Origin of the sequence: Brevundimonas sp. (assembly GCF_023259385.1) — a bacterium.
Taxonomy (GTDB): Bacteria; Pseudomonadota; Alphaproteobacteria; order Caulobacterales; family Caulobacteraceae; genus Brevundimonas.
Window position 1 is genome coordinate 1 of record NZ_JAHFPF010000006.1, and the last position, 18,721, is coordinate 18,721.

Sequence of the window (18,721 nt, forward strand, 5' to 3'; positions counted from 1 at the left end):
GACCGCGATCCGCACCGGGACCTTTTCGCCCGCGGCGTTGACGAGGTCGAAGGCGGAGAAGGCGGGCGCCATGCGCTCGCTGAAGGTCAGGCTGATGGTCGAGGGCGCCGCCACGGTCGCGTTCGGCGCTGGTGTCGCCGTGACCAGCCGGGCGTGGGCCGCCGCCGGGCCGGCGGCGAAGGCGGTCATCGCCGCCAGGGCGATGAAGGGGGCGGGGCTGAAACGGCGCATGCTCGGTCTCCTGACGGGGCCGATCCGGCCCTGTGCATCTCTACGCGCCGGGCGAGAGCGCCCCTCATGACGGCGGGGAGGGCTCAGTCCTCGTGGGCGATCAGGCTCTGATGCTTGGTGTCGCGCATGAAGAGATAGACCAGCAGCGAGACGCCGATCATGGCGGTGACGTACCAGAAGAAGGCGCTCTCGATCCCGGCGCCCTTGAGCCACAGCGCCACATATTCCGCCGTGCCGCCGAAGGCCGCGTTGGCGATGGCATAGGGCAGAGCGACGCCGAGGGCGCGGATGTGGGCGGGGAAGAGCTCGGCCTTCACCACGGCGTTGATGGAAGTGTAGCCGCTGACGATCACCAGCGCCGAGAGCGCCAGCAGGAAGGCGACGAAGGGGCTGTCGGCCGTGGCCAGGGCCGACATGATCGGCACGGTGAAGAGGACGCCGGTGATCCCGAAGGCGATCATCACCGGCTTGCGCCCGATACGGTCAGACAGGGCGCCCACGGCGGGCTGCAGGCACATGAACAGGAACAGGGCGGCGGCGCTGATCTCGGTCGCCACGTCCTTGGTGAAGCCGGTCGTGTTGACGAGGAATTTCTGCAGGTAGGTGGTGTAGGCGTAGAAGGCGAGCGTCCCCCCGGCGGTCAGGCCCATGACCAGCAGGGCCTCCTTGGGATGCTTGAGGATCAGCAGCAGGGCGCTGGATTTCGGCGGCACCTTGGCGTCGGAGGCCACGAAGGCGCGGGTCTCGTCGAGGCGACGCCGCAGCCAGAAGACGATCACCGCCAGCGCCGCGCCGACGAAGAAGGGAATGCGCCAGCCCCAGGACGCCAGCGCGTCCTCGCTGAGGGTGTTCTGCAGCAGGATCAGCAGCAGCAGGGCCAGGAGCTGGCCCGAGATCAGGGTCACGTACTGGAAGCTGGACCAGAAGCCGCGATGGTTCTTCGTGGCCATCTCGGACAGGTAGGTGGCCGAGGAGCCGTATTCGCCGCCGACGCTGAGGCCCTGCATCAGGCGGGCGAGCAGCAGCAGGGCGGGGGCGGCCAGGCCGATGGTCGCGTAGCCGGGCGTGCAGGCGATGATCAGGCTGCCTGTGCACATCAGGGTGACGGACAGGGTCAGCCCCGCCTTGCGGCCCTTGCGGTCGGCGTAGACGCCCATGATCCAGGCCCCGACCGGCCGCATCAGGAAGCCGACGGCGAAGATGGCGGCGCTGCTCAGCAGCTGGGCCGTGGGCTCGCCCTTGGGGAAGAAAACGGGAGCGAAATAGAGGGTGAAGGCCGCATAGGCGTACCAGTCGAACCACTCGACCAGATTGCCCGCCGAGCCGCCGATGATGTTGCGCAGGCGCCGGGCGGGCGACATGGTCTCGGTCGAGGCGGCGGTCATGGGTTCGGCCTTTCGGTCTCGCTCAAGGTCAGGGTCGGCCGGAGAGGGCGGGCCAGGCCGTCCAGGTTCCGATGGCGTAGGCGACGCCATAGGCCAGGACGATCAGGGAACTCCACAGAACGAAGGGCGTGACGCCGCCGGGGTTCAGGACGAACGCCGGGACGAGCACCAGTCCGCGCAGAAGATAGACGGCGGTGATCAACACAAGGGCGGTGCGGATCAGCGGCAGGCGCGGAATCAGTCCGGCGCCGGAGAAGGCGTAGGCGGCCCAGACGGCGAGCACGCCCGCGATCCCGAGGGTGATGAGGTGCGGGGTCCATGAGCCCTGCTCGACCTGCCGCGCCATCCGCTCGCCGGCGCCGAGGGTCCGGTACCAGGATGCCCCGCCCACGATGGCGGCGAGGTGCAGAAGGGAGGCTCCGGCGCTGAGAACGCCACCCGCGATCAGGGCCGGATTGGTCGTCATGGCGGTCAGTCCCTCTGGAACGGATAGAAGCCGGAGCCGAGGCCGAGGATGGAGGTCAGCTCGTCCAGCGCGCCCCGGCTTTCGTCCAGCAGGGCCGGATCGGCCAGGTCGGCGACGCCGAGGCGGTCGCGGTACCAGGTCGCGCCCCAGACGCTGAGCGCGCCGTGCAGACCCTCGGTCAGGCGCATGGCGGGATTGGTCGCGGCCAGTTCGGCGTCGTTCAGGACCACCCTGAGACGGAGGCAGGCGGGGCCGCCGCCGTTGCGCATCGACTGCCGCACATCGACGTACTCGACCTTGCCGATGGGACCGTTGGACGAGGCCACGCCTTGCGCCACCGCATGGCTGCGGGCGTTGTCGCGGGTCTCGGTCGGGCAGATCAGGGTCAGGCGATCCTCGCCCGGGATCCGCACCAGCATGGAGTTGAACAGATAGCTGGAGATGGCGTCGGCCAGCGGCAGGTCGGCGGACGAGACCTCGACGAAGATCGGCTCGAAGCCCTTTGCGGCCGCACGGATGGCGGCGTGGGTTCCGGCGGTGTCCTCGAAGGCCAGATCGTGATGGAACAGGGTCTCCAGCGCGCCGACGCAGACCACGTCGTTGTGGAAGGTGCCGCCGGCGATGGCGGCCTTCGACTGGCGGGCCAGGACCGCACCGGAGGCGCCATGGCGGCGGGCCAGGGCCTCGGAGGCTTCGCGCGTCTGGCGGGCGGGATAGGCGCCGGACCACGGCTCATAGGCCTCGCGGCCCCAGACCAGAAGATTGACGCCGGGCTCTCCGTGGTCGGCGCACAGGCGGACGTGGTTGGCGGCCCCCTCGTCGGCCAGATGGGCGACCGAGGGCAGGGCGTCGTGCACGGCGAAGCGCGCGGTGTCGGGGAAGAGGGCGTCCAGCGCGCGCTTCGTCTGGGCATGCTCGAGCGAGCGGTGCAGGTTGGTGACGAGGTTGGCGGGGCTGAAGTGGACCCGGCCGTCGGCGCTGTCGGCGCTGGGCGTCACCGTCGCGGCGTTGGCGGCCCACATGGGCGAGGCCGAGCTGGCGGCGGCGGCGAAGGTCGGGGCCTCCTTCCACGCCCGCTCCACCACCTGGGCGTCCGTGCCGGAGAAGCCGAGGCTGCGCAGGAAGGGCAGGTTGGGCCGCTCGTGCGGCGGCAGGACGAACTGGGGCAGGCCGAGGTCGGCCAGCCGCTTCATCTTGTCGAGACCCTGCAGGACGGCGGCGCGAGGGTTGGACTCCTGGCCCTCGTTCAGGCTGGAGGCGAGGTTGCCCGGCGACAGACCCGCATAGGAGTGGGTCGGGCCGATCAGGCCGTCGGCGTTGGCTTCGACGGCGGGGACGGTCACGCTGACAACCCCTTGATCTCGCTTTCGATGTTCTTGACCGCCTCAGCCTCGAAACTGGCCACCGGATAGGCGCAGTAGTCGGCGGCGTAGTAGGCGCTCGGGCGGTGGTTGCCGCTGGCGCCGAGGCCGCCGAAGGGCATGTCGCCGGCGGCGCCGGTGGTCGGGCGGTTGAAGTTGACGACGCCCGCGCGGATGCGGCGGATGAAGCGGTCCCAGTTGGCCGGATTGTCGCTGACCAGGCCGGCGGACAAGCCGTAGCGGGTGGCGTTGGCCGCCGCGATGGCCGCCTCGAAGGTCGGAACCCGGATCACCTGCAGGAAGGGGGCGAACATCTCCTCATCCAGCACGTTCAGGCCGGTCACGTCGATGATGGCGGGCCGGACGAAGGCGCCGGGCAGGTTTCCGACCGGGCCGGAGGCGCGGACCACCTTGGCGCCCAGGTCGATGCGCTGCTGCAGGGCCTGCAGGGCCGCCTGGGCCGCGCGCTCCGAGATCAGCGGACCGGCGTAGGGCTCCGTCGCGCTGTTCCAGGGGGCGAAGATCAGGCGGTCAGACAGTGCGGCGACGGCTTCGATGACGGCGTCGCCCTGCGGTCCTTCCGGCACGATCAGGCGACGGGCGCAGGAGCAGCGCTGGCCGGTGGTGATGAAGGCCGACTGGACCACGATGCCGGCGACAGCCTCGGCGTCGGCGGCGTCCCAGACGACCAGCGGATTGTTGCCGCCCAGCTCGAGCGCGAGGATCACGTGCGGATCGTCCGCGAACTTGCGGCGGAAGTGAGCGCCGGCGGCGCCGGAGCCGGTGAACATCAGGGCGTCGATGCCGCTGTCCAGCAGGGCCGCGCCCGTGTCGCGGCTGCCCTGGACGACGTTGACGACGCCGGCGGGCAGGTCGGCAGCCTCGAACGCCTCGGCCATCAGCTGGCCGGTGAGCGGGGTCTCTTCCGACGGCTTGAAGACGACGGTGTCGCCGGCCAGCAGGGCCGGAACGATGTGGCCGTTGGGCAGGTGGCCGGGGAAGTTGAACGGGCCGAGCACGGCGGCGACGCCGTGCGGGCGGTGACGCAGGGTCGCCGAGCCGAAGGCGGTCTGGGCCGTTCGCTCGCCCGTGCGCTCGTCATAGGCGCGGATCGAGATGTCGACCTTGCCCTGCATGGCCTGAAGCTCGGTGGTGGTCTCCCACAGGGCCTTGCCGGTTTCGCGGCTGATGGCCTCGGCGATCTGAGGGGCGCGCTCTTTCAGGACCGCCTGATACCGTTTGACTGCGTCGATTCGGTCCTGACGCGGGTGGTCGGCCCAATCGGGGAAGGCGGCCCGGGCGCGGTCGGCGGCGGCCTGGACCTCGGCGGCGGAGGCGGCGGGGCCTTCCCAGACGGTTTCGCCGGTGGCGGGGTCGATGGACTGGAATACGGTCATGGGATCACTCAGGTCTTCACGCGGACCGTATCTCCGGCGCGCACCTTCAGCGCATCGGCGGTCTCGCGATTCAGGGTGGCGACGTCGCCCTCGATATGGGCGCGCTGGCGCACGGCGCGGAAGGCGCCGACGCTGTTGGTCGAGATCAGGGCGGGCAGTTCGGCCTCGACCTCGTCGGCGACGGCGACGGTCAGGGGGCGGGCGTCACGGACGGTGCGGATGTTGTCACGCTGGCACGAGACGGTCGGCCCGGCGTCGAAGATGTCGATCAGGCCGTTGGGCCGGAAGCCCTCGCTTTCCAGCAGGGCCATGGCGGGCACGCCCTGCGGGTGGACCTTGCCGATCACGGCGCGGGCGGGCTCGGGCAGCAGGTCGATGTAAATCGGGTGGCGTGGAGCCAGGTCGAGGATGAACTGCTTGTCCGTCGAGCCGGTCATGCGGTCGGCCTCGTCGAACTCCATCGGGAAGAATTTGTGGGCGACATGGTCCCAGAAGGGGCAGGCGCCGTCGGGGGTGAAGACCCCGCGCAGCTCGGCCAGGACGTTGTCATTGAACAGTTCGGGCTCGGCGCCGATCAGCATGTAGCGCGACTGGCTGAGCAGGCGGCCCGCGCCGCCCTTGCGCCGGTCGGCCTTCAGGAACAGCGAGCCGACCTCGGTCCAGCCGGTGCACTCGTTGACCAGCACCAGGGTCTTCTGTTCCAGCTTTATGCCCAGCGAGGGCGACGACTGGGCGTTGTTGACGACCCGGAAGCTGAAGAAGGGGCGCTTGAGGCCGACGGCCGCCTTGACCGAGCCGATGCCGTCGACGTCGCCGGTCTCCGACTCCTCCAGCATCAGGGTGTACCAGCGCTCCTGCGGCTCCATCTTGCCGTGGAAGCTGTCGCGGCTGAGGTCGAGGCGTTCGGACAGCTGGTCCGGATCCTCGGGCAGGCTGGTGAAGCCCGGGCCGCTGAGGATGGCCAGCTCCAGCAGGAAGTCGAGATCGGCGGGGCCGGCGGGGCGGACGACGAGCATGGGGGTTACATCGTCTCCAGACGCAGGGACTTCAGTTTCAGGGCGTCGATCTCGCCCGAAGCGATCTTGCACAGGATCAGGGCGCTGAGCTGGGCGCGTTCGACGAAGCTGGCGGGCCAGGCGAACTCCTGATCCGAATGGATGTCGCCGCCCAGCACGCCGAGGGTGTCGATATTGGGCAGGCCGGCGGCGTGCAGGTTGTTGCCTTCGCAGACGCCGCCCGACGGCTTCCAGGCGATGGTCTGGCCCAGAAGGGCGCCGGCATCACGCACGGCGTTGAAAAGTGCGGTCTGGGAGGCGTCCATGGGTTTGGGCGCGCGGGTCATGCCGCCGTGCAGGTCCAGCGTCAGGCCGGGGAAGGGCGGCTCGGCCGCGATCTGGCGCACGGTCTCGGAGATCCAGGCCGAGGCCTGGGCGTCGGGGACGCGGACGTTGAAGCGGACCACGGCGTTGTCGGCGACGACGTTCAGAGCCCCGCCGCCGCTGATCTTGGCGACATTGACGGTGACGCCCTCGCGCTGGCCGTTCAGGCCGTGCAGGCGGGCGGCGATCATGGCGGCGCCGGCGACGGCGTTGGCCCCCTCGTGGAAGGCGCGGCCCGCGTGGGCGGCCTTGCCGGTGACGATCAGGTGGTAGTTGCCGCTGCCCTTACGCTCGCCCGCCAGGGTGCCGTCCGCGAGGGCGGGTTCATAGGTCATGCCGACATGGCCGCGCGCGCCCAGTTCGGCCAGCAGGGGGGCGGAGGCGGGCGAGCCGATTTCCTCGTCCGGGCTCAGCAGGACGGTCCAGCCGACGCGCTCGCGGTCCGGATGGGCCTCGAAGGCTTCCAGCGCGGCCAGAAGCACCGAGATGCCGCCCTTCATGTCGGCGACGCCCGGGCCGTTCAGGGCTCCGTCGGCGCGGGTGACGACGGTCTGGAAGCCGCTCTCGGCGGGGAAGACGGTGTCGTAGTGGCCGGTCAGCACGACCTGCAGGGGCGCGTCCGGGCGGCAGGTGATCTTCAGGGCGTCGGCGTGGGCCTCGGCCCGCACCGAGCCGTCGTCGGCGACGGTGGTGGAGCCTTGGGTGGGGATGCGCTCGACGGCGGCGGGCAGACGGCGCGCCTCGGCCTCCAGCAGCGTCAGGACAGCGTTCAGCCCCTCGGCGTTGCGGCTGCCGGAGTTGACGTTCGCCCACGTCACGGCGCGTCCGATGACGACGGTTTCGCGCGCCGCGACATGGTCGAGCACGGTCTGATCAGAAGGCAGAATCCGCATGCGCCGGGACCCTAGACGCCCTCGGAAGAAAGGTGAAGGCGGGGACGGCTATCGACTCCCTCCGGCGGCGCGTTAGGGTCAAGCTCCATCCAGAGGAGGAAACGGATGACTGATATCTTCAAGGCAATGAACCCGACCGCGCCGTTGGCGACCGAGGAAGCCGCGCTGGGCGCCGCCAAGGTCAGCGCCGTCGGCATGGTGGTGGGCGCGGTCAACACGGCGATCGGCGGCTGGTACTCCTCAACGCCGGCCGCGCAGGAAGCGGCGGCGCGCATGGTTCATGACCTGACCGGACAGACGGCCGATCCGGCCCAGATCGCGCAGCAGTCGCAGTTCGGCATCATGATCGCGGGCGGCTTCATCGTCCTGCAGCTGATCCTGGCCTTCGTTCAGTGGCGCAAGCCGAACATCGTGCTGCCGATCCTGTTCCTGGTGCTGGTGATCTGGGCTCTGGGCGGGTCCCTGCTGGCCCTGGTCGTGCCGGCGTTCGGCGCGGCCCAGCCGCTGTGGCTGACCATCGCGATCCTGGTCCTGATGCTGATTGCGGCCGTGACCCACATCGCCGGCATCCGCGGCGCCAGCGCCCTGGACAAGATCCGGACGCGCGCCGCCGAAACCTACTAAGCCTACCGGTTCGGGCGGCGGTCTTCGGATCCGCCGCCCGGCTGCCGGCTTTGCCGGCGCCAACGGATGGACAGGCTGGCGTCGCCCTGTCCGCCGAATTTGGAGCTGACCGTCAGATTGCGACGCACCTGCCACTCGACGTTGACCTCGGCCCCATCCTCGCCGCCGCCGATGATCTCCAGATAGACATTGTCGGTGATGTAGCGTCCGCCCGCCACGGTGATGCTGGACGCCTCGCCCCCGAAGGACAGGCGGTCCAGTCCGGCCAGCTGGCGCAGATTCCCGATCACATCGAAGCCGCCGCCGCCCGCCAGAGCGGCCACGCCCGCCGCCAGCTGGGCCGCCTCGAAGGGCGACAGCTGGGACGCGGACCGTCCGAACAGCACCTGGGACAGGATCTCATCCTGGGGCAGGGCCGGGGTCGAGGTCAGGGCGATCTCGGGCCGCACCGCGGTGCCGGTCACGCGGATGGTGGCCGTCAGGGCCGGATCCTCGCGCGTGGCCGACAGGTTCAGCCGGATCTGGTCGGGCCGGGTCGACAGGGTGACCGAGCCGGTGTCGTCGAAGACGAACCGCTTGCCGGCGAAATCATAGTCGCCGCGGATGACCCGCGCGGTGCCGCTCAGGATCGGGCGGCCGATGGTGCCGGTGACGCGCGCATTGACGCCCATCTCCACATTCAGGCCGCGCCCGACCACATGCACGTCGCCGCCGGGCGAACGGATGGCGATGTCCATGCCGATCTGCGGGCCGCGCGGGCGGTTCTGGGCCTCTTCGGGGACGTCGCCGCCGGGGCGGTTGATCTCGACCACATCCATGCGGACGATGCCGTTGGAGCCCGGCGGGTTGGCCTCGATCCGGGCGTCGTCGATGTCGATCTGACCAGCCAGCTGGATGTTGCCGTCCTCGCCTCGGACCACGGTCAGAGGGCCGGAGGCCCGGGCCTCGGCGATGTCGTTGTCGATGATGCGGAAGCGGGTCAGGGCCAGTTCGAAGCTGGAGCCCGAGCCCTGGCGCAGGCCGATGCGGCCGTCGCCGTTGACCGTGCCGCCCGAGCCGTCGTTGGCGGTGAAGGTCTCGATCAGGGCGGTGGTGTCGTCGAACCGGCTGCTCAGGGTGACGCCTTCCAGCCGCAGGCCGACGGCGTTGTCGCGGAACGCCCCCTGCTGCAGGTCGAGACGGCCGTTGATGCGCGGTTCGTTCAGGGTGCCGCCCAGGGTGGCGTTGGCGGTCACCTGGCCCGACAAAGAGCGGTCGCCGCCGAGGAACAGGTCCCAGATCGGCTGGATCTGACCGCGCATATTGATCTTGCCCTCCATCGGCCGGGTGCGGGCGATGGCGAGCCGCAGCGGCGCCGCAGAGGCTTCCACCGGCAGGGTCAGGTCGGCGCTGGCCTCCACCGCGTTCTCGTCGGTGGCGCGGGCTTCCAGGCGAAGGGTGTTGTCGACCAGCATGGCGCTGAGCGTGCCGTCCACCGACAGGCCGCGCGGCGCGTCGATGCTGCGCAGGTTCTCCAGGCTGATGTTGGCCGAGCCGGACAGGTCGTCGCCGGCGCCGCGCAGGGACAGGCGGCCCGTGACCCGGCCGCGCACGTCCGGGGCGATGGAGCCCAGCTCGACGCTGGTCAGATTGGCCTCGATGATGGCCGCACGGGAATCCTGGCGCAGTTCGCCGCTCAGGACGCCGCCGCCGACCGACAGGTCGATCCGGGCGACGCGGCCGTCGCCGGACAGGGCGACCACGGCGGGAGAACGGGTGGTGAAGTCGATCTCGCGCACCGAGCCCGCGCCTTCCAGCACCACGGACTGGGCCTTGCCCTCGCGGGCGTAGACGCCCGTGCCGTTGAACGACAGCGGCGTCGGCCCGCCCACGTCGGCCTTCAGGTTGAAGGGCAGCCGGTCCAGGGTCCCGCGCCCGTCCAGGTCGAGGGTGCGGATCACATAGGGCGAACCGGCCAGACGCACATTGCGGCCGCTGACGTCGAGGATGGCCGTCTCGGCCCCGTCTCCCTCGGTCAGGCGAACGCGGCCGTTGGCCTCCCCGGAGGCCAGGAAGGCGCCGGGACGGGCGGTGAAGGTCAGGTCGGCGCTGGACGGGATGCGGTTGGACAGGGCGATCGCGCCCTGGGCCGCCACGCCGCCGGCGTCGAGGTCCACGTCGGTCAGGCGGATGCGCGACCCGCCGAGGTAGAAGTTGCCGCTGGCCCGCGCGGGGCCGTAGTTCGAGCCCGCGGTCACGGCGATGCGGCCGTCCGAGGCGTCGGCGCCCTTGCGGAAGCTGAGGATCAGGTTGGCGTCGGTCAGTTTCAGCGCCCCGGCGCTGACCTGGCCGAAGGCGGCGCGGAGGTCGGCGCGGGGCTGGGCCAGGGTGCCGGTCAGGGCGCCGTCGCCGGTCATGGCTCCATCGATCTCGACCGGGCCGACGCCGAACGGGCCGCGCGCGTTCCAGTTCAGGGCCAGCCGCAGGCGGCCGTCGCCCTCGATCAGGCCGCGCGCCCCCGCCGAGCCTTGCGCTCCGGTCAGGGCGGCCCGCTCGACCTCGATGCGTCCGCCGTTCAGGGCGCCGGTCAGCTGCAGGCGGGGCGTCCCGCCCAGCAGGCGGTCCAGTTCGGCCTGTCCCGTGGCCAGGCCGCGTCCGCGGCCGTCGAAGGTCAGCCGCCAGGGGGCGCCGTTCCGGGCCATGGCGGCGCTGATGGGGCCGCCGAAGGCGCCGCGGGCGTCGCGGTGGATCTTCGAGGCGTCGGTGATCCGGGCCTCGCCGCGGAAGCCGAGACCGCCGGTCAGGTCGCGGCCGCCCGAGCCGGTCAGTTCCAGCGCCTGTCCCCTGGCGTTGATCTTCTCCAGCAGGATGGCGCCGTCGGCCAGGCGCGCGGCCTCGAAGACGATGCGGGGGCGGGGGCCCAGCAGGCCGCCGATGATGCCCGCCGTCGACCCGCCGTCGGCCTGGATGTCGCCGTCCAGATCCATGCGGCCCGACTTCACCTGCACGTTCAGCGGGCCGCGCAAGCGGGCGGCCCGGTAGCTGGAGGCCTGCACCCCGACCAGGTCGACCGCGCCGGCCAGGGTCCAGTTCGCGGCGTCGCCCTTGAAGACCCCGACGTAGGAGGCGGGGCCGGCGGACGGGTGGCCGATGAGGCGGTTCAGCGACGGCGTGGCGATGTCCAGCCGGACGCCGTCCCGGCTGCGGCGATCCTTGATGCTGATCTGGCCGTTGGCGTCGGAGGTGAGGTTCTCGGTGATCAGCCGCCAGGCGACGCCCTGCTGGCCGTCGCCGTCGGTGTCGGGGGAGGTGGCGAAGCCGAATTTCGCGGTCCGGCCGAGGCGCGCGATGAAGGGGGCCAGCAGGTCCGAGCCGGAGAAGTCGAAGAAGCCGCTGATCCGGGTGTTGTCCTTGCCGTAGCGGCCCTTGACGGTCAGCGGGACGAAGTCGCCGGAGCGGACGACGGCGTCGACCACCTGGCCGTTGACGATGGCGCTGGCGAGGAAGGGCTGGTCCGGCGAATAGCCCAGGGCGCCCGCGATCGGGCCGCCGCGCGCCTCGACCGCCCGCAGGTTCAGCCGGGTCTCGGCCAGATCGCCGCCGAAGACGGCGTTGAGGCGCAGGTGGTCGCCCGGACGGCTCAGGCTGTTGGCGTTGACGACGGCGGACTTGGCGCCCTGGCGCGGCACATTGGCCTCGCCGGACAGGTTCCAGCGGCCGTACTCCTTGCTGAAGCCTTCCAGCAGTTCGACGTTGGCGGCGAAGCGGTCGATGTCGATGCCCAGCGCCTGCGGACCCGGCGGCGTGGTCGAGGGCTCGACCAGCGGGCGGCGGATCAGGCGGATGACGCCGGCCTCGATGTTGGTGGCGTGGAACCGACGGGTGATCAGCGGCAGCCAGTCCCAGTCGACCCGGACGGCGCGCGCTTCCAGCCAAACGCCCTTCGCATCGGTGACGGTGACATGGTCGATGGTGAAGTCGTTGAAGATGTCGCCCTTGACCCCTTCGACGTTGATCCGGCCGTAGCGGCCGATCTTCTTGCCCGCGACGAAGCTGGTGACCAGTTCGCGGCCCGGGCCGCTGACCAGGTACATCCGCCCGCCGACCAGCACGACGACCAGCAGGGCGGCCAGGGCGGCCAGGGCCATGCCGCTGAAGAAGGCGAGGGCCTGCAGGCGCGTGCGCTTGCGCCGGGCCTTCTTCGCGGGCGTGTCAGGCGCTTCGGCCGGGGTCGGTTCGGGCGGCGGGGCGTCGGTCAAAACGCCTGCCCGATGCTGACGTAGATCTGGAATTTGGCGTCGCCTTCACGCGCCGACAGCGGGAAGGCGATATCGGCGCGGATCGGGCCGAACGGCAGCTTGTAGCGCACGCCCAGACCCGCGCCGTAGCGCAGGTTGCTGAAGTTGGGCGTTTCCTGGAAGCCGACGGCGCCGGCGTCGACGAAGGCCACGGCCTGGAAGCTGCGCCACACGTCGCGGCGGATTTCCAGCGAGGTCTCGAACAGGCTCAAACCACCACGCGGGGTGTTGTCGGGCAGGCGCGGGCCGACGCCCTGGTATTCATAGCCGCGCACCGATCCGCCGCCGCCGGAATAGAATAGGCGGTCCGACGGCACCGTCAGCTCGCCGCCGCCCAGGATCGAGCCCAGCCTGACCCGCCCGGCCAGCACCGTCTTGGCGTTGTCCTGCAGAGGCAGGTAGGCGGTGGCCTGGGACTCGGCGCGCAGGAACAGCACCGACTCCTCGCCGCCCACCGCGGTCGGCTGGGCCGAGACGGTCAGGCGCCAGCCCGTGGTCGGATCAAGCGGATCGTTGGAATGATCCAGATAGAAGCTGCCGCGCCCGGTCAGGATGTAGAGGTCGCGGTTGAAATTCACCGGCAGCGCGGTGAGCGGATCGAAGCGGTTCTCGTTGTAGTGGCCGATGTCGAGGCCGACGCCGTAACTGACCCAGGAGGTCTTGCCGAGGCGCTGCTGCAGGTCGGCGGCGAAGGTGGCGGCGGTGCGTTCGTAGGCGTCGGTGTCCTCGTTCACCACCGCGGCCGACAGTTTCAACGTCAGTCCCGGATTGCGCCAGTGCGGCAGGCTGAGATCCGCGCCCAGCCGGCTGTCGACGTTGGCGGCGCGGGCTTCCCAGACCAGGGTGTCGGCGCGCTTGAAGCGGTTGTGCCACGTCCAGCGCAGATCGACGCCGGAGCCTTCGGCGGTCGAGAAGGTGGCGCCCGCCTCGAGGATGCGGCGCGGACGGTCGGTCAGGGTGACGACGATGGGCCGGTTGCCCGCCGCATTGGTCTGGTCCGCCGGCGCCAGGGCCACGCCGACGCCGTCGTAGACCCCGGTCTCGAGCAGGCGGCGTTCCAGTTCCGCCACGTCTTCGGGATCGTAGACGTCGCCTTCGGACCAGGGCGCGAGGCCCGCGACCCAATCCGGATTGGTCGGGCCGCGCGTCTCCAGCCGGACGCCGTCCAGGCGCACCAGCTGGCCCGCGGCGATGTTGTAGGTGGGCTGGACGGTGAAGGCGGCATGGTCGACGACCACGCGGCGGGGTTCGGGCCGCGCGTCGGCGTAGCCGTTGCGGACCAGGCCCGAGACGATCCGGCCCTCGGCGGCGATGACGTCCACGGCGCGGCCCGCCTCGCCCGCCTTCAGCCCGATATCGTTCACGGCGGCCTGCGCCGCCTCGGCCTGCGGTTCAGGCGCGACCCAATGAACGGCGGGGTCGGCCAGCACGAAGCGTGGGCCGGGGATGACGCTGACGATGGCGATCGGGGTCTCTTCGCCCTCGACGACGTCTTCCAGGGTCGGCTGGTAGTAGCCCTCGGAGCGGAGCAGGGCCTGGGCCGCCTCCATGGCCCCGCGGGCGCGTCGGCGGGCCTCGAAGCGGTTGGCTGGCGGACCATCGACCTCGCCCACGGCGCGGACCAGCTGCTCTCGCAGGGTTCCGTCCATGTCGCCGCGAATGTGCGCGCGGGGATCCGCGGCGGCGGCGGACGCGAAGGCCATGCCCGCCAGGCTGACAAGGAAGAGGGCGGGCCTTGGCGTCAAACTCGAACCTTCATTGAGGGCCGGTCGGCCCATAAACAGACGGCGCACTCCCGTCGTCGTCCTGACCGCGCGGAGGCGGCTTCACCGCGCCTCAATAGAAGAGGGTTTCGCTTTCCGGCTTGACCGATTCTTCCGACGTCCGCTTCTCGGGCGGGATGGCGTTGGTGTCCGTGGGCGGCGGAGCAGTCGGGGCGACAGCCTCGGCCGGGACGCCCACGTCCTCGGCGGCCGGAGCCAGCGGCTGTTCAGCGGCCTTGTCGGCCAGGCTATCCTCCTCGGACGAGCGCGGATCGTCGCACGCGGCGACGGCGAAGGCGCCGGTCAGGGCCAGAAGGGCGGCAAGGCGTTTCATGGTCGAAGTCTCCCCCGGGATTCGGCCTTCCAACGCGCGGGCCGTATCGCCTGTTCCATAAAGTGTTTCGGGCCAAAGCACACCTTTGGGCGTCTCCAGCCACGCTTGAGCCGTGTAGCCGCCTTGCGAGCGCCGGTCATCATGTCCGGCAACCAATAATTTCACATTTCGGTGCAACCTGAAGGTTGGGGAGACCGGCCAATGCAAGCCACCGCCTACGCCCTCGTGTCGCAAGTGCGGTACAGGGAACTCACCACCCGTATCGCCCTGGCCGCCGTGATCGGAACCACGGCCTGGTTCGTCGCGCCGGGGATATGGCCGATCGCGTGGTTCGCCGCCGTCCTGGTCAGCCAGGGCGTCGATTGGCTCACCTTCAGCCGCTACCGCCGTCATCCGGAGTGGGAGCCCGACCGGGCCTACCTGATCCTGTCGTGCGCGGTCACCGCGTTCGGCGTGGCCGTCTATTCGTCCATCGCCGCCTATCTGTGGTTCGCGGGCGGCGAGATCGGGCGGATCTTCGCCATGGTGCAGGTGGCCGGCGGCCTGCTGCACGTCAGCCTGCACATGCACCACGCCCGCGCCATCCTGGTGTCCGCCGTCGCTCCGCACGGCGTCTACTTCATGGGCCTGCCGGTGGTGACCGCCATCCTGACCGGCAGCTGGCAGCCCCTGCTGATCGCCTTCGGCTGCGTCCTGTACATGAGCCATCTGGTCGTGGCGGTCCGCCAGAGCTCGACCACCACGGGCCTGCTGCAGGCGGCCCGCGATCAGGCGCAGGAGGCGCGTCACCGGGCCGAGGAGGCCAGCGCGGCCAAGTCCGACTTCCTCGCGGTCATCAGTCACGAGATCCGCACGCCCATGAACGCGGTGATCTCGGCCGCCAACCTGCTGCGCCGGACCGATCTGGACGCGCGGCAGGCCGAGCATGTGTCAATGTTGACGGACGCCGGCGACGTGCTGATGGGCCTGCTGAACGACGTGCTCGACGTGTCCAAGATCGAGGCGGGCAAGATGGTGCTGGAGGTCGACGACATGGAGGTCCATGCGCGTCTGGCCTCGCTGACCCGGCTGTGGGAGCCCCGCGCCGCCGCGGCGGGCGTCGCCCTGATCGTCCGGATCGCCGACACGGTGCCGGACTGCGTGCGCACCGATCCGCTGCGCTTCCAGCAGATCCTGTTCAACCTGATCTCGAACGCGGTGAAGTTCACCGATCAGGGCCAGATCACCGTCACCGCCGAATGGATGAACGGCCGACTGATCGTGTCGGTGGCCGACAGCGGTTGCGGCATTCCCTCGGACCGGCTGGCGCATGTGTTCAACAGTTTCGAACAGGCCGACGCGGGCACCACCCGCCGCTACGGCGGCACCGGCCTGGGCCTGTCGATCAGCCGCCGGCTGGCCGAGATCATGGGCGGCGAACTGACGGTGCAGAGCACGGTGGGGCAGGGCTCGACCTTCACCCTTCACCTGCCGGTCGAGGTCTCCGCGTCGCGGCCGGCGGCGGCGCTCATCGAGGCCGAGGAGACGGGCTCGCTGGAGGGGCGCTCGATCCTGGCCGCCGACGACCACGAGGTGAACCGCCGCATCCTCAAGCTTTTGCTGGAGCCGCACGGCTGTCGCCTGACGCTGGTCGAGAACGGCGCCGAGGCGCTGGAGACCGCGTCCGTGGAACGGTTTGACGCCATCTTGATGGACATGCAGATGCCGGTGATGGACGGGCTGGAGGCCACGCGGCGCATCCGCCTGACCAGCGCCGCCAACGCCGGGACCCCGATCATCGCCCTGACCGCCAATGCGCTGGATGTGCACCGCCAGGCGTGGGAAGCGGCGGGCGTCCACGCCTTCCTGACCAAGCCGATCGACCCCGTCGTCCTGGCCCGGACCCTTGCGGCGGCCTGCATCGTCTCGGCCGAGGCCCGGTCCGAGGTCGCCTGAGCCTTAGGCCCAGCGCGACAGGGCTTCGTCCAGCGACAGGGCCGGAGGCTGGGCTTCCGGCGTCGCCTGACCGTCGAACCTGGGCGCGGGCGCGGGCTGGACGACGCCCTGATCGATGAAGGTCCCGCGCGCGGCGTTGTGCGGATGGGCCGGCGCCTCCCCCAGCGTCAGCACCGGGGTGACGCAGGCGTCCGTACCCTCGAAATGCACGGCCCAGTCGTCGCGGTCGCGCGTGGCGAACAGGGCCTCGAACCGGGCGTGCAGGGCGGGCCAGTTCGCCATGTCGAATTGCGGCGCCTCGTCCGCCGTCAGGCCCAGGCCGGCGATCAGGGCGGCGTAGAACTGCGGCTCCAGCGCGCCGACGGCGACGAACTTCCCGTCCCTGCAGGTGAAGCAGCGATAGAAGGGCGCGCCGCCGTCCAGCAGGTTGGCCCCGCGCGCGTCGCTCCACAGGCCGCGCGGGCGGAAGGCGTGGAACAGGCCGGTCAGCAGCGCCGAGCCGTCGGTCATGGCGGCGTCGACCACCCGGCCCCTGCCGGTCGTCTTCGCCTCCAGCAGGGCCGCCAGCACCCCGGCGACCAGGAACATGGCCCCGCCGCCGTAGTCGCCGACCAGGTTCAGCGGCGCGCGTGGCGGGCGATCAGGCTCGCCCATCGGGTGCAGGGCGCCCGACAGCGCGATGTAGTTGATGTCGTGGCCGACCCTGTCCGCCATCGGTCCGCTCTGGCCCCAGCCGGTCACCCGTCCGAACACCAGCCGGGGATTGCGCGCCGCCACCGCGTCGGGTCCGAGGCCCAGCCGCTCCATAACCCCGGGGCGGAACCCCTCGATCAGGGCGTCGGCGCCGTCGATCAGGCCGAGGACGCGGGCGTGGTCCGCCGGGTCCTTGAGATTGACGCCCACCGCGGCCCGGCCCCGGTGCAGCACCTCGCCGCCGACGTCGCTGAACACGGCGGCGCCCGCCGAGGCGCTGCGGGTCAGGCGCAGCACTTCCGCCCCCATGTCGGCCAGGACCATGCCCGCGAAGGTCACGGGTCCGAGGCCGTCGAATTCGAGGATGCGCACGCCAGCCAAAGGCTTGGAGATGGGTTTCATGCGTCTTGCGTAGCCGGTCCGTCACGAGCCTGTCGAGGCGGCCCTTGACCCGCGCGGCCTGATGTCGGAAAAGCCGCGCCTCCGGATTCGCAGACGCGGCCGGAGACGATGTGCGTCCTTAGCTCAGTTGGTTAGAGCATCTGACTTTTAATCAGAGGGTCCTCGGTTCGAGCCCGAGAGGACGTACCATCATCTTTTCCCGACATCGCGGTGCTTTCGTCAGGTCTCCGGGCGTGATTGAAGGACGCATGCGCCGTCTCGTCCTGCTTCTCCCCGTCCTCGCTCTCTTCCCAGCTTTGGCCGCCTGCGGAGGCGGGCAGGCCATGCGCGATTTCGGCTCCGGGCTGGGCGCGGCGGCGACCGCGCCGCTGGACGATTTCAACCTGCGCCGGGAGTATATCCCGACCGTCCTGCTGCAGGCCGAATCCAATCCCTACGACCTGCGCAATCTCAACCAGTGCACGACCATCGGGGCCGAGATCGCGCGGCTGAACGAGGCGCTGGGGGCGGACACGGACGAGCCGCCGGCGCCGGACAATCCCTATCTCAGCGAGCGCGCGGCGGATGCGGCGTCCAAGGGCGCGCTGGATGCGATCCGCGACGCGACGACCGACTTCATTCCTGGCCGGGCGTGGATCCGACGCCTCAGCGGGGCCGAGCGGCATCGGCTGCACGTCCAGTCGGCGGTGCAGGCCGGGCGGATGCGCCGGGCCTTCCTGAAGGGGATCGGCATGCAGCGGAACTGCGCCCCGCCCGCGGCGCCCAGCTGGTTCCGGCCGCGGGGCGGCAGCCGGCGGTAGGCGTCAGCGTCGGGGCTTGTCGCTGCGGTCGCCCCGGATTTCGACCCGGCCGTCCTTGGTGAAGGCCTCGAACGACGGCTTGTCGATGTTCCGAAACTCGCCGGTCCGGTCCCAGTCCCAGTCGAAGGAGATGAGTTCGCCCTTGTGCGCGAACTTGCCGGACCAGTGGGCGAAGAACGAATATTTGTCGCCGCCGATGATGATCACGTGCCGGTGCAGCGCGCGCTCGTTGCCCTCTGGGCGGGGCGGCTCTTCCAGATAGGTGTTGTAGGCGTGGAAGCCGGACTTCTCGATCCTCATGTCGGGCGCTCCGCTAGTTCGACGTGTGCCGGGCGTGGAAGTCCTTGCGGAACTGGTCGAAGCGGCCCTCGGCGATGGCGGCGCGCATGGCGGCGGTCAGCGCCTGGAAGAAGGCGATGTTGTGCCAGCTGAGCAGGATCTTGCCGAGGATTTCGTCGGCGCGGATCAGGTGGTGCAGATAGGCCTTTGAATAGTCCTGCGAGGCCGGGCAGGGGACCTCAGGGTCCAGCGGGTCCTGGTCCTCGGCGAAGCGGGCGTTCTTCAGGTTGATCGGGCCGTTCCAGGTCCAGGCCTGGCCGTGGCGGCCCGCGCGGGTGGGCAGGACGCAGTCGAACATGTCGACGCCGCGCCACACCGCCTCGACCAGGTCGACCGGCTTGCCCACGCCCATCAGATAGCGGGGGCGGTCGGCGGGCAGCATCTCGGGCGCATAGTCCAGCACCTCGCACATGGCCTCATGGCCCTCGCCGACGGCCAGGCC

The 18,721-nt window shown here is 70.5% G+C and carries 16 protein-coding genes and 1 tRNA gene; 4 read left to right on the forward strand and 13 right to left on the reverse strand.

Features of this window, described 5'->3' with window-relative positions; translation table 11 throughout:
* From Q0C81_RS00690 to Q0C81_RS00720, 7 genes are all read right to left on the reverse strand, one after another.
* On the reverse strand, positions 1-231 hold a 231-nt coding region (locus tag Q0C81_RS00690), incomplete at its 3' end, for a copper resistance protein CopC (protein WP_291832276.1).
* Between the two features lie 83 nt (positions 232-314).
* Positions 315-1,616, reverse strand: coding sequence for an MFS transporter (locus Q0C81_RS00695; protein ID WP_291832277.1), 1,302 nt, complete (start codon positions 1,614-1,616; stop codon positions 315-317).
* A 28-nt stretch (positions 1,617-1,644) separates the two neighbouring features.
* Entirely contained in the window at positions 1,645-2,082 is a 438-nt protein-coding gene (locus Q0C81_RS00700; protein ID WP_291832278.1) for a hypothetical protein, read from the reverse strand.
* Between the two features lie 5 nt (positions 2,083-2,087).
* Positions 2,088-3,425, reverse strand: a complete 1,338-nt coding sequence (astB, locus tag Q0C81_RS00705) for an N-succinylarginine dihydrolase (RefSeq protein WP_291832279.1) — start codon at positions 3,423-3,425, stop codon at positions 2,088-2,090.
* Entirely contained in the window at positions 3,422-4,840 is a 1,419-nt protein-coding gene (astD, locus tag Q0C81_RS00710) for a succinylglutamate-semialdehyde dehydrogenase (protein WP_291832280.1), read from the reverse strand. Before astD ends, astB begins: the two co-directional genes overlap by 4 nt.
* Positions 4,841-4,848: 8 nt before the next feature.
* Positions 4,849-5,856 (reverse strand): arginine N-succinyltransferase, encoded by a 1,008-nt coding sequence (locus Q0C81_RS00715; protein ID WP_291832281.1) that lies wholly within the window; start codon positions 5,854-5,856, stop codon positions 4,849-4,851.
* Between the two features lie 5 nt (positions 5,857-5,861).
* Entirely contained in the window at positions 5,862-7,112 is a 1,251-nt protein-coding gene (locus Q0C81_RS00720; RefSeq protein WP_291832282.1) for a hydrolase, read from the reverse strand.
* Between the two features lie 105 nt (positions 7,113-7,217).
* On the opposite strand from Q0C81_RS00720, the gene Q0C81_RS00725 reads away from it, so the two are divergent.
* Complete coding sequence (locus tag Q0C81_RS00725; protein WP_291832283.1) at positions 7,218-7,736, forward strand: hypothetical protein; 519 nt, start codon at positions 7,218-7,220, stop codon at positions 7,734-7,736.
* 2 nt (positions 7,737-7,738) lie between these two features.
* Here the strand turns inward: Q0C81_RS00725 and Q0C81_RS00730 are convergent, their stop codons facing one another.
* The 3 genes from Q0C81_RS00730 to Q0C81_RS00740 form a co-directional block, all read right to left on the reverse strand.
* Positions 7,739-11,974 carry a translocation/assembly module TamB domain-containing protein gene (locus Q0C81_RS00730; protein ID WP_291832284.1) on the reverse strand — a complete coding sequence of 1,412 codons (4,236 nt, stop codon included), beginning with the start codon at positions 11,972-11,974 and terminating at the stop codon, positions 7,739-7,741.
* Positions 11,971-13,716 (reverse strand): autotransporter assembly complex family protein, encoded by a 1,746-nt coding sequence (locus Q0C81_RS00735; protein ID WP_291832285.1) that lies wholly within the window; start codon positions 13,714-13,716, stop codon positions 11,971-11,973. The genes Q0C81_RS00730 and Q0C81_RS00735 overlap by 4 nt, the downstream gene beginning before the upstream one ends.
* Before the next feature lie 133 nt (positions 13,717-13,849).
* Positions 13,850-14,110 (reverse strand): hypothetical protein, encoded by a 261-nt coding sequence (locus Q0C81_RS00740; RefSeq protein WP_291832286.1) that lies wholly within the window; start codon positions 14,108-14,110, stop codon positions 13,850-13,852.
* A gap of 201 nt (positions 14,111-14,311) precedes the next feature.
* On the opposite strand from Q0C81_RS00740, the gene Q0C81_RS00745 reads away from it, so the two are divergent.
* Positions 14,312-16,045, forward strand: a complete 1,734-nt coding sequence (locus Q0C81_RS00745) for an ATP-binding protein (protein WP_291832287.1) — start codon at positions 14,312-14,314, stop codon at positions 16,043-16,045.
* Between the two features lie 3 nt (positions 16,046-16,048).
* On the opposite strand, the gene Q0C81_RS00750 is transcribed toward Q0C81_RS00745, so the two are convergent.
* Positions 16,049-17,140 carry a CaiB/BaiF CoA-transferase family protein gene (locus Q0C81_RS00750; RefSeq protein WP_291832288.1) on the reverse strand — a complete coding sequence of 364 codons (1,092 nt, stop codon included), beginning with the start codon at positions 17,138-17,140 and terminating at the stop codon, positions 16,049-16,051.
* Positions 17,141-17,252: 112 nt separating this feature from the next.
* On the opposite strand from Q0C81_RS00750, the gene Q0C81_RS00755 reads away from it, so the two are divergent.
* Both Q0C81_RS00755 and Q0C81_RS00760 read left to right on the forward strand, forming a co-directional pair.
* Positions 17,253-17,329: transfer RNA gene (locus Q0C81_RS00755), tRNA-Lys, on the forward strand.
* 59 nt (positions 17,330-17,388) lie between these two features.
* Positions 17,389-17,940: a hypothetical protein gene (locus Q0C81_RS00760; RefSeq protein WP_291832289.1), complete on the forward strand. Its 552-nt coding sequence runs from the start codon at positions 17,389-17,391 to the stop codon at positions 17,938-17,940.
* Between the two features lie 3 nt (positions 17,941-17,943).
* On the opposite strand, the gene Q0C81_RS00765 is transcribed toward Q0C81_RS00760, so the two are convergent.
* Together Q0C81_RS00765 and Q0C81_RS00770 are read right to left on the reverse strand one after the other, a co-directional pair.
* A complete protein-coding gene (locus Q0C81_RS00765; protein ID WP_291832290.1) occupies positions 17,944-18,240 on the reverse strand; it encodes a hypothetical protein in 297 nt (98 codons plus the stop codon).
* A gap of 13 nt (positions 18,241-18,253) precedes the next feature.
* The coding region (locus Q0C81_RS00770; RefSeq protein WP_291832291.1) for a tRNA guanosine(34) transglycosylase Tgt at positions 18,254-18,721 on the reverse strand (468 nt) is incomplete at its 5' end.